Genomic DNA, 16,259 nt, shown 5'->3' with positions numbered 1-16,259 from the left:
AAAGGAGAGACTTCTTTTGGAGGATACGCAAACAATTAAAGACAGGATTGAAATGCATTTTAATGCACTATCAAAGAAGCAACAAAAAGTAGCAAGTTTCGTTTTAAATAATCCGACATTTGTGGGGACGCATGCTGCAGCTGAAGTTGGAGAGAAGGCTGGTACAAGTGAAACAACGGTTATCCGCTTCTGTTACACGCTTGGACTCAAGGGCTTTGCACAGCTACAAAAAGAGATTACTCTTTTTGTATTTAATCAAACCAGTACGCTTGGTAATTACCTTTCTTCTAAAAAAGAACTTTTCAATGACCAAAGTCTGATTGAAAAGGCAATGGGGGAAGACATTTCCAAAATTAACAGAATTGCTGAACAAATTGATAGGAAATTATTTTATGAGGCAACATATAAATTACACGAAGCAAAAAGCATCTATATTATTGGAGCGGGTGCATCGCAGTTTCCTGCCCAGTGGCTCCATTTTACGTTGAATATACTTCGGCCAAACGTTTCGTTTATTCAAACAGAAACACCAGAATTAATTCGGACACTGCGGGAAATAGATGAAGAATCTATCGTCATCGTTATATCCCAACATCGTTACTACAAAGAACCCATTCAAATAGCTGAATTACTTCATGAACGAGGTATACCCGTGCTCGCGATTACAGATTCCAAACTAGCACCGATTCAAGAGCATTGTTCCTATGCTTTTATATTAGAACAAACAGAGACATCAACGATTGATCTAATGCCAGCACTTATTTCCTTTCTCAATTTATTAGTAACGGGAATAATGGCAGTTAATCCAAACTATTACAACAAGCAACGCGTGAATTACGATGATTTTAATAATAGTTTTATTGCAGAAAAATGGAGTTGAAAAAATTGACAGAACAACAATTAGCAGAACGATTACAACCAATTTTTGAGCATTTGCATCAGAATCCTGAAGAAAGCTGGAAGGAAGTAGAAACAACTGCGTATCTTGTTAAGCTCCTCCAAGAAGAAGGCTTTCAACCCCAAACCTTTGAAAATATGACCGGATTGTATGTAGACATTGGAAAAGGTACTCCTAAAGTTGGATTCAGAACCGATATTGATGCCCTTTGGCAAGAAGTTGATGGAACATTCCGAGCAAATCATTCCTGTGGGCATGATGGCCATATGACAGTTGCACTTGGCGCCATTCTTTTATTGAAAGAATTAGAGGCTACACTACCAGGAGCAATTCGCATCATTTTCCAACCAGCGGAAGAAAAGGCACAAGGAGCAAAATTGCTTGTAGAAAAAGGTGTAGTGGATTCCCTTCAATTTTTATTCGGGGCCCATGTACGACCACTCATCGAATTACAAGACGGGACATACGCACCAGCATTACACCATGGAGCAGCGAAGCATTTTACTGGGAAAGTAGATGGGATGGAAGCACATGGAGCCCGGCCTGAACAGGGTGTGAACGCGATTGAAGTAGCAGCTGCACTGATTGATGGGCTCAAGCGAATTTGGATTAGTCCCACAGAGTCAGCCTCTATCAAAATGACGCAAATACAAGCAGGTGGTACGGCGATCAATATCATTCCAGGCAGTGCAACATTTAGTATTGATGCCCGTGCTCAAACGAACGAAACAATGGAAGCTTTGACAAATGGTTTTGAAAAAGTAGTGAAAGCTGTAGGTACGCTATACGGTATTTCGATTGATTATCAAGTAGATGCTCATATTGCTGCAGCTCAGGTTGATGACACAGCAAAAAACATTATGAAGCAAGCAATTATCGGCGTGGTAGGTAATGAAAAATGCGCACCAGAAGTAGTGACACCGGGTGGCGAGGATTTCCATTTTTACACCTATTCCAAACCCCAGCTTCAAACGACGATGCTTGGCCTTGGCTGTGGTGTTACACCAGGACTCCACCACCCAAAAATGACATTTAATCAAAAACGCCTACCAACTGGGGCAAAAATAATAGCTCAAGCACTTTTGCTCGCATTACAACAAGTAGAAGGAAGAGAAGAATCATGATTGAAAGCCGAGAACTAAAAACGATGGACGAAATGGAACAAATACAAGGTCTGGAACAGAAAGTTTGGGGAATTGACACCATTCCAACACATCAAACACTTACAGCAGTTAAAAATGGCGGAATTATGGTTGGTGCTTATGACGGGAAGCAATTAGTCGGATTTAGTTACGGATTTGCAGGTTTTCATGATGGAAAAAGCTATTTATGCTCCCATATGCTTGGGGTTGATGACGCCTACCGTTCAAAAGGCATCGGTGAAATGCTTAAGCAAAAACAACGTGAAATTGCGATCGAAAAAGGTTATGACAGGATGCATTGGACATACGATCCTCTTGAAACACGTAATGCTTATCTAAATTTAACCAAACTGAATGGTATTTGTGATACCTATCTTGAAAATTGTTATGGTCAGATGCAGGACGGTTTCAATAAAGGTCTCCCATCCGATCGCTTTGAAATCCATTGGCATTTAACAAGCCCACATGTAGTTGAAAAACAGTTACCAACCAGTGAAAGCGCAGTAAGCTTAAATACATTAACATTTAATAATGCAGGATTGCCTATCTTTGTTGCTGGCGAGATAACCGAACTAACAGAGGATGCCTATTCCATGGCTGTACCAAAGGATTTTCAAGGATTAAAAGCAGCAAGCCAGGAGCTAGCGATGGACTGGAGATTACAAACACGCAAGCAATTCCAAAATCTTTTCAAAGCAGGATATGTGGCCGTTCATTTAAAATCTCATGAAACTTATGGTGAATACATTTTCGTAGAAAAAGATGCATTAGAACTTGGAGGAAAACAATAATGAAAATCACAGAAATTACAATCCGTCATTTACAAATGAAGTTAAAAGCTCCATTCACAACAAGCTTTGGAACGTTTAAAATAAAGGAATTTTTATTACTAGAAGCGACTGATGAAGCTGGTACCGTTGGTTGGGGTGAATCTGTGGCATTTAACGCACCATGGTATAACGAAGAAACACTGCAAACGAACTGGCATATGCTGGAGGATTTTTTAATTCCTCTTATTTTAAATAAACAAATAAACCATCCAGATGAAGTGAATGAACTTTTTGCCCCAATTCGTAAAAATAACATGGCAAAATCAACGCTTGAGGGTGCTGTTTGGGATATTTATGCACAACAAACAAATCAATCACTCGCCAAAGCCTTGGGTGGAACGAAGGACAAAATTGAAGTTGGGATCAGTATTGGAATTCAAGAGTCTATTGAAGAGTTAGTAGCATTAGTAGATGGCTATGTGAAGGAAGGCTACAAGCGCATTAAAGTGAAAATCAAGCCAGGCTGGGACGTGGACGTCATGCGCACATTACGTGAAAATTTCCCAAATGTAGCAATTATGGCTGATGCAAACTCAGCTTATCACTTAGAAGACACTGACCACTTAAAACAGCTAGATGCGTTTGACCTAACGATGATTGAACAACCATTAGCATCGGATGATATTATCGATCATGCACAGCTGCAAAAGGAACTAAAAACGCCGATTTGTTTAGACGAAAGCATTCATTCTCTAGAGGATGCACGAAAAGCCGTTGAGCTAGGAAGTACAAAAATTATTAATATCAAGATTGGTCGTGTCGGAGGCTTAACTGAAGCGAAGAAAATCCATGATTATTGTGAAGCAAATGGTATTCCAGTTTGGTGTGGTGGCATGCTGGAATCAGGTGTTGGTCGCTCCCATAATGTCGCTTTAACAACATTATCAAACTTTATTTTACCCGGTGATACAGCTGGTTCAACTCGCTACTGGGAAAAAGATATTATCGTTCCTGAAGTTGTCGCTACAGACGGTTATATTGATGTTCCACAAACAACAGGCATTGGTTATGAAGTAGACCGAGAAACAGTCGAAGCTTATACCGTAGCTAAGAAAGATTACAGATAAGGGGGATGGCAGCATGAAAAAGAGTTTTCAAATAGGTAGTGCCTTTGTCGGACTCATTATTGGAGCTGGGTTTGCTTCAGGACAAGAAGTCATGCAATACTTCACTAGCTTTGGTATTTGGGGAACGGCTGGAGGAATTCTTGCTACCATCCTATTCATCTTTTTAGGATACACATTTGCCCAGCTAGGAACAGACCTACAAGCAACATCACATAAAGGCGTTATTTATCATATCGGTGGCCGGTATATCGGAGCAATATTAGATATTTTAATTACATTTTTCTTATTTGGTGTAGCGGTTGTTATGTTTGCAGGCTCTGGGTCAACATTTGAGCAAATGTTCGGCATCGATACCAGAGTAGGGAGTATCATCATGGTAACACTCACCATTCTTACGCTATTATTAAATACGAAAAAGATTATTAGTATCATTGCAATGATAACACCTTATTTAATCACTATTATTTTTATCATTTTAATCTATTCTATCTTTACAATGGACCTATCATTTTCTGAAGCTAACACCTTAGCAAAAGAACAAGTTTCTGCTACAGGCAACTGGGTACTAGGTGCTTTTCTTTATGTGTCATATAATCTGGCAGCCGGTGCCGCATTATTAATTGTGATGAGTGGTGGCGTTAAAGACCGTAAAGTTGCTGGCATGGGTGGTATTCTTGGTGGCGCCATGCTAGGAGGACTGATTATCCTAATTCATATTGGGATGTTAGTGAAAATTGATGTGGTAGCTGGTGCTGACATGCCAACACTAGCACTCGCAAACCAGATCCATCCAGCTGTCGGCATATTAATGGCGATTGCGCTGCTCGGTATGATGTATAATACTGCAGTAGGTATGTTCTACTCCTTTACAGTACGGTTCATCGCACCTGATAGTAAATTATATAAACCAGCCGTAGTTGTTATCGGGTTACTTGGTTTTGTCTTAAGTCTTGTAGGGTTTACTACACTTGTTGGTGAAGTATATTCAACAATGGGCTACTTAGGATTTGCGTTAATTATCGCAGCTGTTATCGCGTGGATAAAAAAGGGAAAAGCCAATTATCAGTAAATCGTAACGGAATGAAAAGATATGATTCCCACATTGTGATGGGAATCATATCTTTTTTAGTGATGATTGTGAGATTTAGGCTGACACAGATAGAAGTAAGAATGCTTCATTTTTGATTAACTCACCTAATGCTATTCGGTTCGCTTCTACCTGATTTCTTTGAACAAGGGTAGAATTTCCCCATTTGTTTTTAACCCTAAAATATCACAGTAACTATTCCAAAAGCCGTTCCCCAGATTTGGAAAATCAGCTTTTTATATCAACTTTTATTATACCAATAGTTCATTTGCATCTTGAATCTGGTAAACACCAAATCCAAGGGCAAGAGGCCCCTTCTTACTATATTACCTGAGCTAAAAAGCATTGATAACAGCCCTTTCTTTCTTGCCATGCAGTAAAAAGAAAAGACCTGAAGTTGCCAAAACGACAAAACCTAAGATGATATACAGCGTACTATAGCTAATGAATGGAATGAGGAAACCAAGCAGATAAGGACCAAATCCTAGCCCTGCGTCAAGAAAAATAAAGAAAGTCGACGTTGCTAATCCCATACGATGAGAAGGAGTCAACTTAACAGCAACTGCCTGAGTACATGACTGCATATTGCCGAATCCGAATCCAATAAGAGCACCCGATAATAACAATGTGATGCTGTTGTGGGCTGATCCTAAAAGCAGCATTCCGGCTGTAAAAAGAATAAAAGCCGGGTACATCACATAGTTTGCCCCTTTCACATCCATTAAACGGCCTGTGAATGGGCGGGAAATCAATACAGCTATGGAATATACTAAAAAGAAGAAACTCGCTGCAGAGACCAGGTCAATTTCAATCGCATAAAAATTAATATAAGATAAGACACTAGAGTAACAGAAAGCTATTGCCAGTGTGATCAATGAAATCGGAACTGCCTTAGGCTCAATAAATTGCGACAGCTTGAATCCTTTTATTTCAGTTGTTATTGCTGTTTCTTCCAATGTTGGCACATGCACGAAGAATGCGATGAACAAATTGGTGATTCCTAAAGCAAGACAGAGGCTGAAAATCAGTTGAATACTTGTATATTGACTCATATATAGCCCAATGAACGGGCCGATCGCGGTAGCCAGTGTCGCACTCATGCTGTAATAGCCGATTCCTTCTCCTTTTCTTCTATTCGGAATAATATCGGCTACAATCGTTCCTGCCGCTGTGCTCGCGACCCCCAGTGCAATACCATGTAAAAAACGAGTAATAATCAGGAATTGGATACCTAAATCGATAAAATATAAAGTTGTTGTCAAGATAAATAAAATTAATCCAATAAACAGCGTTTTTTTCCGACCGATTGTATCAATACTTCGGCCGATAAACAGCCGCCCAATTAAAGTCCCGACAATAAAAATACCTGTAACAAGTCCGGCTTGGCTTGTGGAAGCATTATATTCATTGACCGCATATACACCGATAATGACGATTAATAAATAAAAGACTAACGTCAATAGAAAATTGACGCTGGATACAATGACAAAATCCTTTGTCCACAATTTAGTTTTATTCATTTTTGTCCCCCTCTCTTTTCATAATGTTATTCTATATTTTAGGAAGCGTTTGGAACGTAATCATTTGCTCTTTATTATCGATTCCTTAAATCACCCTATTTCCCAAATCAGTTATTTCTTTCTACACACTTTATAAATTTCTTCTCCTGATTCCGTTAACTGAATGACTTTTTCCCGCTTATATTTACCAGGAATTTGCTTCACTATTTGCAGATGTTCCAAATGATAAACCCTCTTCGTAATAGTAGGCTTTTCAACATGATAGTGATTTGAAATATCAACGAGTGTCGGAGGTCCATTGTTAAGAAAACAGAAGTCCTCTGTTCACCTAATTATAACACCTGCAATTTTCCTTGATTAGCAAAAAACCCCTACTTCGATAAGTGAGGGGTTCGTTCAATTAACAATCTACATTTTACGTAAAATGTTCTCTAACTCCATCCTTCAACCATTTCTCTGTCCATGTTTCTGCATGTAATATCTCTTACTGATTTTATAATTGTTACGTTACTTATACTGTTATTAGCATTTTTATCTCTCAAAGCTGAACCCGTTAGTTTCCAGTAAAATACGTTTTAGATTCTGTTTGTGCCAATCTACATTTTCCTTTAGGTTCACCTATGCCTTTCTGGAAAAGCAAACTTCTTTCTAACTACCTAATGAACTGAAATCTGATAAAGATAGTTTACTTACCACTTCAAAACCGCTTCCTTGTCCTTTGGGGCTTATAATAACTGTTCCCATATCAGGTATTTGACCTAAACCAACTCCTTCTGGGAAACTGTGAGCAACAATTACCTTATTGCCTCCTTCTGGAATTCTTTCCAGCATAAACAGAAGATTATTCAATATTCCTTGTCTCTCACTACTAATTAAATCTCCACTCAACCTATATATATCAACCAAAAAAGGATCAACTTGAACATTACCACTTCCAAATGCTAACTGTGCTGTTTCTATTGTCCTACAAAAGGGACTGGCAGAAACAGGGAATTGAATAGGTATTTGTAAAGAGCGAAGAATTTCTCCATAGTAAGTAGCCTGCCTTCGTCCCTTTTCAGAAAGGTTTCTTTGGGTTAAGCAATTTTGAAAGTTCAAATTTGGTAAATCCCTTCCAACGGTTGCCTCCCCATGCCTCGCATAGAATATATATCCTCCCCTTCTAAGGGCATCAAATAATGATCTATTCAAGTCAATCTTCCCCCTCCATGTTAACGTCTTTGTTTACTGCTAATCTATTCTATAGCTTTACCACTATTTATGATACGGTTCACCCCGATTAATCCGAAACCCTCGATAAACCTGCTCCAACAATATCAATCGCATCACCTGGTGTGGAAACGTCATCTTAGAAAAGGACAACGCCAAATCACTCCGCTTCTGGACATCTTCACTTATTCCAAGTGATCCGCCTATTACAAAGGCAAGTTTGCTTTTCCCATAAATGGCAAGCTCGTCCATCTTGGCAGCAAGTTGCTCTGAGCTCAGCATTTTCCCATTAATCTCAAGTGTAATGACATATGTATCATCATGGATATTGGAAAGAATCCGTTCCCCTTCTTTCCGCTTAACTTCCTGCATTTGGGCTTCACTCATATTTTCTGGAGCTTTCTCATCGGCTACTTCAATGATTTCGACTTTCGCATATGCACTCAATCGCTTCATATATTCCTGAATACCCTGTTTTAAATATTTTTCTTTTAGTTTCCCGACTGAAACAATCGTTATTTTCATCCTGCACTTCCTTTACGTAGCATAGTAAAAACTCCCATCTATCCTGGAACAGAGGGGAGTTAACGAGCTCTATTTAATTATTTGTACTTGCTTGATCGATCTTCCATCGACTTCAAGAATTTTAAATGTAAGGTTTTCCCTCTCAATAACATCTTCCTCTTCCGGAAACTCATTAAATTCCTTTAATAGAAAGCCTGCTAGAACGTCTTCTTCTTCAGGTATTTCGGTGTTGAAAATGGAATTTAATCGATGAAGTGTGATTTTACCATCACAGATAATTTCGGTATCCGTCAGTTTTTCGACGAGGGAGTCACTGTCGACATCCATTTCGTCTTCAATTTCCAAACCAATCATTGCCTCAATAATATCTTCATGTGACAATATACCTTCTGTTCCGCCATATTCATCCAAAACAATTGCCATATGCTTTTTCTCTTTTGTCATTTTGCGGAAGACATATTCAATGGAATGAAATTCATATACCGTCAACGGATCTGTGTCACTGTAATACTTCAACGATTTCCCAACTTCAACTGTCCATGCAATAAGGTATTTGGAATGAAAAACGCCTACAATATTATCAATATCGTCTTCATAGATTGGATACCTTGTAAATGGGTTTTGAAGAACCGTGTCTCTCACTTCTTCATATGTTGCCGTACTTGGGAGTGAAACGATTTCGACACGTGGTGTTTTAAGTACATCTTTCACATTCATATTATAAAAATCAAGAACACCTTTGATACGGTTGGATTCTTCCTCCCTAAATGTCCCTTCTGAATCAGCTATATCGACAATTGCCCTTAAATCTTCCTTGGAGATGGATGCATTGTTAGGCTGTCCTTTGGAAAGTGCTTTGGTAATTATTCCTGTCAGTCCATTAAGTAAGATCGTAATAGGTTTCAAAATAACCACAACAAACTTTATAACCGGATAAACTAGAAATGAAATTCGATCCGGAAATGTTGCTGCAACTGACTTTGGAATTACTTCGGCAAATATGATAATTGCCACTGTTAAGACGGCGGAAGCAATGGCAACATTCCAGCCGTAATCAATTGCCAACATGGTTACGAGCGTTGGCAGCAATATATTGGAAATGTTATTACCAATTAATATTGCAGTAATAAACTCACCTGGTTTTGATACTAAATCTAAAATCTTTCCAGCCTTTATGTCGTTGTTGTTGGCCTTTGATTGCAGCCTCATTTTATTTGTTGCTGTTAGTGCCGTTTCACTTCCAGAAAAGAAAAATGAAACAAATAATAATACGATGATCGCAATGATCACGAGCAAATTCCTCCTCTAATATGTACACAAAAAATGGGTAGTTAAGTTAATCATAGCGTATTTATTCCAAATAAAAAAGTATTATGCAACTATTGGGATTACCATTAGCTAACCCCATTCTATTATTGCCTTTTCCTGCAGTTTATTACAATTTTATGTTTTAACATTTTCCGATTCGGCTATATGTATAAATATCATTGAAAGCAGGTGCATTTACTTGAATACGAAGGAAGAACTAGAAATACATATTGAACAACTAAGGTCTAAAATGTATGATGCTTCTGAAAGCAAATTGAATCAGGATAAAGTTATAAAAATATCTCAAGAATTGGATCTTTATTTAAACAAACTGAAAGAAACCGAATAAGAAAAAATATAGAAAAACACTTTCATCATTGGAAAGTGTTTTTCTTAGAAGATAGGAAAGTATAAATCTTTTTAGCAGTAATTAACTCTTACACATAAACGGCCACGTCCAGCTCCAGCGCCCAGGGAATAGCGAGACTTCCCTCACCTCCGTACGATAAGTCAACATCGACTCCCTCCGGTCGGCGTATTTCCTTTATCTCCTACGTAGGAATGTTCAACAAGTTGAACCACCCCACAGTACGGGGCGCAGTCCGTAGTCCCTTAACGGGCGCTTGCGCTTTTGTTATTTATGATAGATTTTCTATGAATAAACGAACAACATCAAAACCACCGATTAATGTACCCAACGAACTTCCTAAGTTTGCAAATACCACAACAAGGAGGATTTGCGTAACCTTATTGCTCCAAAATCCTTTAACGGTATGCACATCATCCGATAAACTTTCAAAGTCTCCGACATTCGGTTTCTTAACGTAAGCTTGTACAAATCCGGCAAACCAGCCAGCAGCAAGTAACGGATTTAACGATGTAATTGGTGCTACAACAAATGCAGTTAGAATAGCCAGTGGATGAGCCAATGCGATGATTGCTCCGATTGCCGACAACGACCCGTTCCAAAGGGCCCAGCTGATTGTCTGTTGAAGACCTGCAGAAGGATTCATATAGAATGTATAGGCAATAATCGCGAGAATAGCTATTGGAATCGTCCATCCAATTATTTTTGGCGCTTTTGATTTGACAGGGCGTTCAGAAAGCCGTTTTAAATCATGTTCCTTATGAATTTCTTTTGTTATCCCAGGGACGTGTGCTGCTCCGAGAATTGCTACAACTTTTTCGCCAGGAGCATCCTTTATTTTCTGTGATAGAAACTGATCCCGCTCATCAATAAGCGGCGTTTTCAATTTTGGAAAATTGTCCGTAAACTCCTGAAGCATAGCATTAATGGTATCCTGCTCTTTCATTTTTTCCAGTTCTTCTTCGGAAATTTTCTCATTGCTGAAGATACTGCCAATTACTTGCATCAGCAGCATTGCCTTTCCTTTTAAACCAATATTCCCCCATATCCGGGAAAAGGTAATTTGAATATCTCTATCCGCCAAAACCAACTCAGCACCCGTTGCTTTGGCCGACTCAATCCCCTGAATCATTTCCTGTCCTGCATTTATTCCAAACTGCTTTGCCATTCTCTTTTGAAAAGAGGAAATTGCCAAGTTCATTAACAATAATGTTGCTTTTTTATTCTTAATTACTTCAAAGATATCGGTTTCCTTCCATTTATTTCCTTCAGATATAGATTGGTACCTTTGCTCATCAAGTTCGATACAGACAGAATCAGGCTTCTCTGCCTCTATTACTTTTTTTACTTGTTCTGCGCTATATTTGGAAACATGCGCTGTTCCAATAAGGATGTATTCCTTATTGTTAAGTTGTAATCGGGTAATATTCTCTTCGGTCATATTTAGGACCCTTCCTTTTATGTACTTGAGTCACTGTCTTCACGTTAGTATTCTTATTTTAATACAAACCTATCTTCATAATAAACTAGAATGACACAAAATAGAAATTTAACTATTTAAAAATATAAAGTAATTATAATCCATGCACTTCCAAAAGAGGTCATAAAAAGACAAAATTGCATTATTTTTTCTGACTATTTATATGGTATGATTATTTCACGAGATGTAAAAATGAACAGGAATGGGTGGGATACTCCATGTTTATATACGAGGTGGATGAGAATATCGTACTGAAGCAGTTAAAGCTGCAGGATGCCAATGAACTATTTGAGTTAACAGATTATGCGCGTGATTACCTCCGCGAATGGCTTCCATGGGTAGATACAACCATCAAGCCAGAAGATACACTAGCCTTTATTGATCATACATTAAGATCTGCTGAATTAAAGACTGGTTTCACTACGGGGATTTTTTTTAAAAAGAAATTAGTTGGGCTTATTGGTTTTAATCATTTAGACTGGACAAACAAAATTGGTTACATCGGGTATTGGCTTTCCCCGGATTATCAAGGTCACGGTATTATGACAAATGCGGTCAGGGCATTAACAGACTATGCCTTTGCAAAGTTAGAGCTAAACCGGGTGGACATTCGGGCCGCCTATGAAAACAAAAAAAGTAGGTCCATACCCGAACGTCTGGGTTTTACCGAAGAAGGGAAAATCAGGCATGCCGAGTGGTTGTATGATCATTATGTGGATCATGTCATATATGGCATGCTGGCAGGTGAATGGTACAGGTTTTAGTTAGTAATATTTAATAAAATTAATTACTGATCCGTTTCTTCAAAAGTAATATTTAAAACTTCATCCGTTTCCGTATCAAATTCGATATGAATAAAGACTCCAAACTCTCTACTTTCTTCATTCAACCATAACTTGAATTTCTCTACCGTGGTATTACCATTTGCTTCTCTCCCAACGTGCAAATAATCAACAATTTTTGCATTCGGGTATTTTGATTTCGTTTCCTGTACAGCAAGTCGTCCCCACTTTGCATAGGAAGGAATTCCTTCTTCCGCTTGTACATTTCCTCCAATTGGTATAAAGGTGCTGGAAAATGTAGCAAGAATCAACACAATACTGATAAAAAAATAAGTGCCCCTCATATTTACGTCCTCCTTTATTATAGGATGTGTAATTTAGAGTGATATTATTAACTATTACTACTTTAGATACAACAAAAATGATAAACCTTCTCAACTAATTTCGAGAGGTTTATCATTTCCCGGGAAATATCGACAAATTACATGAAATTTGTCGAATCCACCTATCTTCTATTTTTCAGAGATCAATATTCCGTTTTTGTTGAATTTTCTAACATATCAACAGGGTTACTAACAGAAATTGGGGATAACTTTGCTGTTTTAATATAAAAATCATAAAGACAAAAAAATAATTAACTTATATTTTCTATAAATTGCGGTGTAAGAGTTCCATGGTGTTGCGTAATTCGACAACATCTACTTGACCAGGAGCAGAAGCCTTTTTAGCGGCACCAAAAGTTAAAGCTGAACCAAATATTTCACCGGCTAAACGACTAATCACACCTTTACCGGACATAGACATCGTTATAATTGGACGATCTGCATATTCTTCCATCATAATTCTTGTTGCATCCAGTAATGTTAGAACATCAACTGTACTTGTAGGCATAACAGCAATCTTTGGTAGATCTCCACCCAGTTCCTGTGCCCTTTGTAATCTGGAGATAATCTCATTTTTTGCCGGTGTTTTTTGAAAATCATGATTTGAAATGATAACAAAAACATGATTATGATGTGCTGTTTCAATTAAATTTTGTACATCTTTCTTATCTTTAAATAATTCGACATCTATAATATCGACTTCTCTTGTTTCAGCAATAGTACGATTTAATTCCACATAATAGGCGGTGCTTACTTCTGTTTCTCCACCTTCTTTAGCACTGCGGAATGTAAATATAAGTGGCGTATCGGGTAATGCAAGGCGAACTTCGTACAGTGCTTCTTTTACTTTTTCAATATCTTCTACCGCTTCAAAAAAATCTACACGCCATTCTAAAATATCAAATTCCACAGATTTGAGATGTATTGCTTCCTCTTTTAATTCCTCAATGGTTGTACCGACTATAGGAACACAAATTTTTGGAATGCCCTCACCAATTACGACATCTTTAACCTTCACTGTATTAATCATCTTTTCGACTCCTTACTGGGTATGGGTGCTTTCTTATTCACTCGTTAAAAGATGTTCCAAGTTAACTAACTCATCTGCACATTATGCAATTGAGCAAAGATACCATTACGTTCAAGTAATTCTTTATGACTACCTTCTTCTTCAATTCCATTCTTTGTGACAACCATGATTCGATCTGCATTTTTAATGGTTGCAAGACGATGGGCAATAACAAGTGTCGTACGATCTTTCGCAAGTTCATTCAATGCTTCTTGAATAATCATCTCTGTTTCCGTATCCAGAGCAGAAGTTGCTTCATCCAAAATAAGGATTGGCGGGTTTTTTAAAAACATACGTGCAATCGCAATACGCTGCTTCTGACCTCCTGATAATTTCAACCCACGTTCACCTACTTGGGTGTCATATCCTTCAGGTAATTCTTTAATAAACTCTTCCATGTGGGCCTGGCGTGCTGCCAATTCAATCGCTTCATTGGTAGCATTAAGTTTACCGTAGGCAATATTTTCACGTAACGTTCCAGTGAATAAGAATACATCCTGTTGGACGACGCCGATATGACTGCGAAGGGACTCCTTCTTAATATCACGAATGTCAATTCCGTCAATTTTGATACTTCCAGCATCCACATCATAAAAGCGGGGAATCAACGAAGATATCGTCGTTTTCCCAGCACCCGATGGTCCGACAAAAGCCACTGTTTCACCTGCATGAATATCAAAATCAATCGCATTTAGAACAGGGGCGTGTGATGTCTCATAACCGAATGTAACATTGGTAAAAGTAATATCGCCCAATACATTCTTCATGTCCAAAGCATCTTTTCGGTCTTGAATATCTGGACTTACATCCATTAATTCTGTGAATCGCTTAAATCCAGCCATTCCTTTTGGATACATTTCTAGGAGAGCAGTAATCTTGTTTATCGGATTCGTCAATACATTTACAAATAATATAAAACTTACAAGTTCACCATGGGACATTCGCCCATTAACAGTCAGCCATGATCCGATTACAAGTACAAGTAAAGTAATTAAGCGCATGAGTAGATAGATATTAGAATGGACTACTGCCATCACTTTATATGCACCTATCTTCGCCTTTCGAAAACGCTTGTTATCCGTAGAGAATCGTTCCATCTCAAATGCTTCATTTGTAAATGATTGTACAACTCTTACACCTGATACCGCATCTTCCACACGGGCATTTACCCCGGCAATATTTTCATACATATGCTTCCACGATCTATTCATTCTGATATTGCCAAACGTGATTAGTAAAATAAGAATAGGGACGGCAATTAAAATGATTAAAGCTAATGTCGGATTTATCGTGAACATAATTAAAAATGCTCCAATAAATGTCATGATGGAAATAAAGAAATCCTCCGGCCCATGATGTGCAAGTTCACCCAAATCAAACAGGTCGTTTGTAATGCGGCTCATAATATGACCTGTTTTCGTATTATCAAAAAACCGGAACGATTGCTTTTGAACATGGTCAAATAAGTCTTTACGCATATCTGTCTCTATGTTGACTCCAAGCTTATGTCCAATATAAGTAACCACATACTGTAAATAGGTGCTCAGTATATAAACGAATAACAACAATATTGCAACCGTTACGATGAGATTCCAGTCTTTTCCTGGGAGAAGTCCATCTATAATCCATTGAACAGCGAGTGGGAATGCAAGTTCAAGCAATGCAACAATCAATGCTGCAGTAAAATCAATAATAAATAACCGCTTATGCGGCTTGTAATAAGAAAAAAATCTCCGAATCAATAATCGCACTTCCTTTATTTTAGTCTAAAGAAAATTATAGAGATAATTAGTCTAGTTGGCAATTAGATGAACCACCAAATCTTTTAAGGGAAATTTTCCTTAATAAGAAAGATTGTCCACTTGTAGGCATAGGTTATAGGAAGGATAAATCAGGGAGGTAATCATTTGAAAGGAATGCACATAACAACATGGATTTGCTATTGCATTGGCTATGTATTTATTGTTTCTAGTATTATGAAATTAATTAATGGAGATTTTAAAGGTTTTTTCATGAGTATTGGTCTACCCTTTCCAGAGTTGACTTTATTTTTAGTGGCAATTACGGAGCTTGCCTGCGGAATGTTGATTGTAGGAAGAATGTATATGAAATTAGCTGTTCCACCACTTATTCTTATTATGCTCGGTGCCCTCTATTTTACTAAAATCCCTGTATTGTGGACAGATGGCTTACTCACCTTCGCAATGAATGCTCGATTGGATATTGTCATGCTTATTCTACTGCTACTCATTTGGCAACAAGTTAAAGGCTATAAAATCAATTAAGTTTAGAAGCTCGTTTCCGTTTATGTTTTATTATCCACGGACAGTATTTTTTATAAATTACTAATTCACAAGATATACTTTTTTTCTGTGGATAATGGGGGCATAACACCTAAATTACCTTAAATAACGGTAGTTATCCACAAAGTTATGCACATATGCACAAGTGTTCGTAGCTATTTTGTTATGGAATATTTTTTCTATACTATATGTTGATTCCCTATAAATAATTATCCACCGTTTGTGCATAACTTTTAAAATCTGTGGATAATCAGTACAAAAATTAACATTAAACAAGCTCCCGTTATAA

At 37.8% G+C, this 16,259-nt stretch carries 16 protein-coding genes; 8 read left to right on the top strand and 8 right to left on the bottom strand.

Going from position 1 to position 16,259, the window contains the following annotated elements; all coding sequences use genetic code 11:
* The first annotated feature begins 16 nt into the window (after positions 1-16).
* From ACFOUV_RS10550 to ACFOUV_RS10530, 5 genes are read left to right on the top strand one after another with little or no spacing between them, the layout of a single operon-like run.
* Positions 17-880 carry a MurR/RpiR family transcriptional regulator gene (locus ACFOUV_RS10550; protein ID WP_379496727.1) on the top strand — a complete coding sequence of 288 codons (864 nt, stop codon included), beginning with the start codon at positions 17-19 and terminating at the stop codon, positions 878-880.
* Entirely contained in the window at positions 871-2,022 is a 1,152-nt protein-coding gene (locus ACFOUV_RS10545) for an amidohydrolase (protein WP_379496726.1), read from the top strand. The genes ACFOUV_RS10550 and ACFOUV_RS10545 overlap by 10 nt, the downstream gene beginning before the upstream one ends.
* Positions 2,019-2,831: a GNAT family N-acetyltransferase gene (locus tag ACFOUV_RS10540; protein ID WP_379496725.1), complete on the top strand. Its 813-nt coding sequence runs from the start codon at positions 2,019-2,021 to the stop codon at positions 2,829-2,831. Before ACFOUV_RS10545 ends, ACFOUV_RS10540 begins: the two co-directional genes overlap by 4 nt.
* On the top strand, positions 2,831-3,937 hold the full coding sequence (gene menC / locus ACFOUV_RS10535; protein WP_379496724.1) for an o-succinylbenzoate synthase: 1,107 nt from the start codon (positions 2,831-2,833) through the stop codon (positions 3,935-3,937). Before ACFOUV_RS10540 ends, menC begins: the two co-directional genes overlap by 1 nt.
* 13 nt (positions 3,938-3,950) lie before the next feature.
* Positions 3,951-5,006, top strand: a complete 1,056-nt coding sequence (locus tag ACFOUV_RS10530; protein WP_379496723.1) for a YkvI family membrane protein — start codon at positions 3,951-3,953, stop codon at positions 5,004-5,006.
* A 353-nt stretch (positions 5,007-5,359) separates the two neighbouring features.
* On the opposite strand, the gene ACFOUV_RS10525 is transcribed toward ACFOUV_RS10530, so the two are convergent.
* From ACFOUV_RS10525 to ACFOUV_RS10510, 4 genes are all read right to left on the bottom strand, one after another.
* Complete coding sequence (locus ACFOUV_RS10525; RefSeq protein ID WP_379496722.1) at positions 5,360-6,544, bottom strand: MFS transporter; 1,185 nt, start codon at positions 6,542-6,544, stop codon at positions 5,360-5,362.
* Between the two features lie 648 nt (positions 6,545-7,192).
* The gene (locus tag ACFOUV_RS10520) at positions 7,193-7,735 is read right to left on the bottom strand and encodes a histidine phosphatase family protein (protein ID WP_379496721.1); all 543 of its coding nucleotides are present in this window, start codon (positions 7,733-7,735) and stop codon (positions 7,193-7,195) included.
* A 63-nt stretch (positions 7,736-7,798) separates the two neighbouring features.
* Positions 7,799-8,278: a 23S rRNA (pseudouridine(1915)-N(3))-methyltransferase RlmH gene (rlmH, locus tag ACFOUV_RS10515; RefSeq protein WP_379496720.1), complete on the bottom strand. Its 480-nt coding sequence runs from the start codon at positions 8,276-8,278 to the stop codon at positions 7,799-7,801.
* Positions 8,279-8,347: 69 nt separating this feature from the next.
* Entirely contained in the window at positions 8,348-9,568 is a 1,221-nt protein-coding gene (locus tag ACFOUV_RS10510; RefSeq protein WP_379496719.1) for a hemolysin family protein, read from the bottom strand.
* 217 nt (positions 9,569-9,785) lie between these two features.
* Between ACFOUV_RS10510 and ACFOUV_RS10505 the strand changes: the two genes are divergently transcribed.
* Entirely contained in the window at positions 9,786-9,935 is a 150-nt protein-coding gene (locus ACFOUV_RS10505; RefSeq protein ID WP_379496718.1) for an aspartyl-phosphate phosphatase Spo0E family protein, read from the top strand.
* Between the two features lie 289 nt (positions 9,936-10,224).
* Here the strand turns inward: ACFOUV_RS10505 and ACFOUV_RS10500 are convergent, their stop codons facing one another.
* Positions 10,225-11,394 carry a TraB/GumN family protein gene (locus ACFOUV_RS10500; protein WP_379496717.1) on the bottom strand — a complete coding sequence of 390 codons (1,170 nt, stop codon included), beginning with the start codon at positions 11,392-11,394 and terminating at the stop codon, positions 10,225-10,227.
* 257 nt (positions 11,395-11,651) lie between these two features.
* Here ACFOUV_RS10500 and ACFOUV_RS10495 point away from each other — a divergent pair, with 257 nt between their 5' ends.
* Positions 11,652-12,197, top strand: a complete 546-nt coding sequence (locus tag ACFOUV_RS10495; RefSeq protein ID WP_379496716.1) for a GNAT family N-acetyltransferase — start codon at positions 11,652-11,654, stop codon at positions 12,195-12,197.
* A 23-nt stretch (positions 12,198-12,220) separates the two neighbouring features.
* Here ACFOUV_RS10495 and ACFOUV_RS10490 read toward each other — a convergent pair whose 3' ends face one another.
* The 3 genes from ACFOUV_RS10490 to ACFOUV_RS10480 all read right to left on the bottom strand — a co-directional run bounded on the left by ACFOUV_RS10490 (position 12,221) and on the right by ACFOUV_RS10480 (position 15,409).
* Complete coding sequence (locus ACFOUV_RS10490) at positions 12,221-12,559, bottom strand: YqzG/YhdC family protein (RefSeq protein WP_379496715.1); 339 nt, start codon at positions 12,557-12,559, stop codon at positions 12,221-12,223.
* A gap of 304 nt (positions 12,560-12,863) precedes the next feature.
* Positions 12,864-13,625: a type I 3-dehydroquinate dehydratase gene (aroD, locus tag ACFOUV_RS10485; protein ID WP_379496749.1), complete on the bottom strand. Its 762-nt coding sequence runs from the start codon at positions 13,623-13,625 to the stop codon at positions 12,864-12,866.
* A 68-nt stretch (positions 13,626-13,693) separates the two neighbouring features.
* Complete coding sequence (locus tag ACFOUV_RS10480; protein ID WP_379496714.1) at positions 13,694-15,409, bottom strand: ABC transporter ATP-binding protein; 1,716 nt, start codon at positions 15,407-15,409, stop codon at positions 13,694-13,696.
* A gap of 174 nt (positions 15,410-15,583) precedes the next feature.
* Here ACFOUV_RS10480 and ACFOUV_RS10475 point away from each other — a divergent pair, with 174 nt between their 5' ends.
* Entirely contained in the window at positions 15,584-15,952 is a 369-nt protein-coding gene (locus tag ACFOUV_RS10475) for a DoxX family protein (protein ID WP_379496748.1), read from the top strand.
* Positions 15,953-16,259 lie beyond the last annotated feature (307 nt).

It is taken from the genome of Oceanobacillus longus (genome assembly GCF_042650085.1).
In the GTDB taxonomy this organism is placed as follows: domain Bacteria; phylum Bacillota; class Bacilli; order Bacillales; family Amphibacillaceae; genus Oceanobacillus; species Oceanobacillus longus.
Note: the sequence above shows the minus strand (reverse complement) of the source record. Positions and strands in the feature narration are given on the sequence as shown.

Excerpts from the sequence above, each read along its gene's own strand:
- ACFOUV_RS10475 (WP_379496748.1), top strand. The coding sequence starts at position 15,584 with ATGCACATAACAACATGGATTTGCTATTGCATTGGCTATGTATTTATT.
- ACFOUV_RS10530 (WP_379496723.1), top strand. The coding sequence starts at position 3,951 with ATGAAAAAGAGTTTTCAAATAGGTAGTGCCTTTGTCGGACTCATTATT.
- ACFOUV_RS10540 (WP_379496725.1), top strand. The coding sequence starts at position 2,019 with ATGATTGAAAGCCGAGAACTAAAAACGATGGACGAAATGGAACAAATA.
- ACFOUV_RS10525 (WP_379496722.1), bottom strand. The coding sequence starts at position 6,544 with ATGAATAAAACTAAATTGTGGACAAAGGATTTTGTCATTGTATCCAGC.
- rlmH (WP_379496720.1), bottom strand. The coding sequence starts at position 8,278 with ATGAAAATAACGATTGTTTCAGTCGGGAAACTAAAAGAAAAATATTTA.
- ACFOUV_RS10500 (WP_379496717.1), bottom strand. The coding sequence starts at position 11,394 with ATGACCGAAGAGAATATTACCCGATTACAACTTAACAATAAGGAATAC.
- menC (WP_379496724.1), top strand. The coding sequence starts at position 2,831 with ATGAAAATCACAGAAATTACAATCCGTCATTTACAAATGAAGTTAAAA.
- ACFOUV_RS10490 (WP_379496715.1), bottom strand. The coding sequence starts at position 12,559 with ATGAGGGGCACTTATTTTTTTATCAGTATTGTGTTGATTCTTGCTACA.
- ACFOUV_RS10495 (WP_379496716.1), top strand. The coding sequence starts at position 11,652 with ATGTTTATATACGAGGTGGATGAGAATATCGTACTGAAGCAGTTAAAG.
- ACFOUV_RS10545 (WP_379496726.1), top strand. The coding sequence starts at position 871 with ATGGAGTTGAAAAAATTGACAGAACAACAATTAGCAGAACGATTACAA.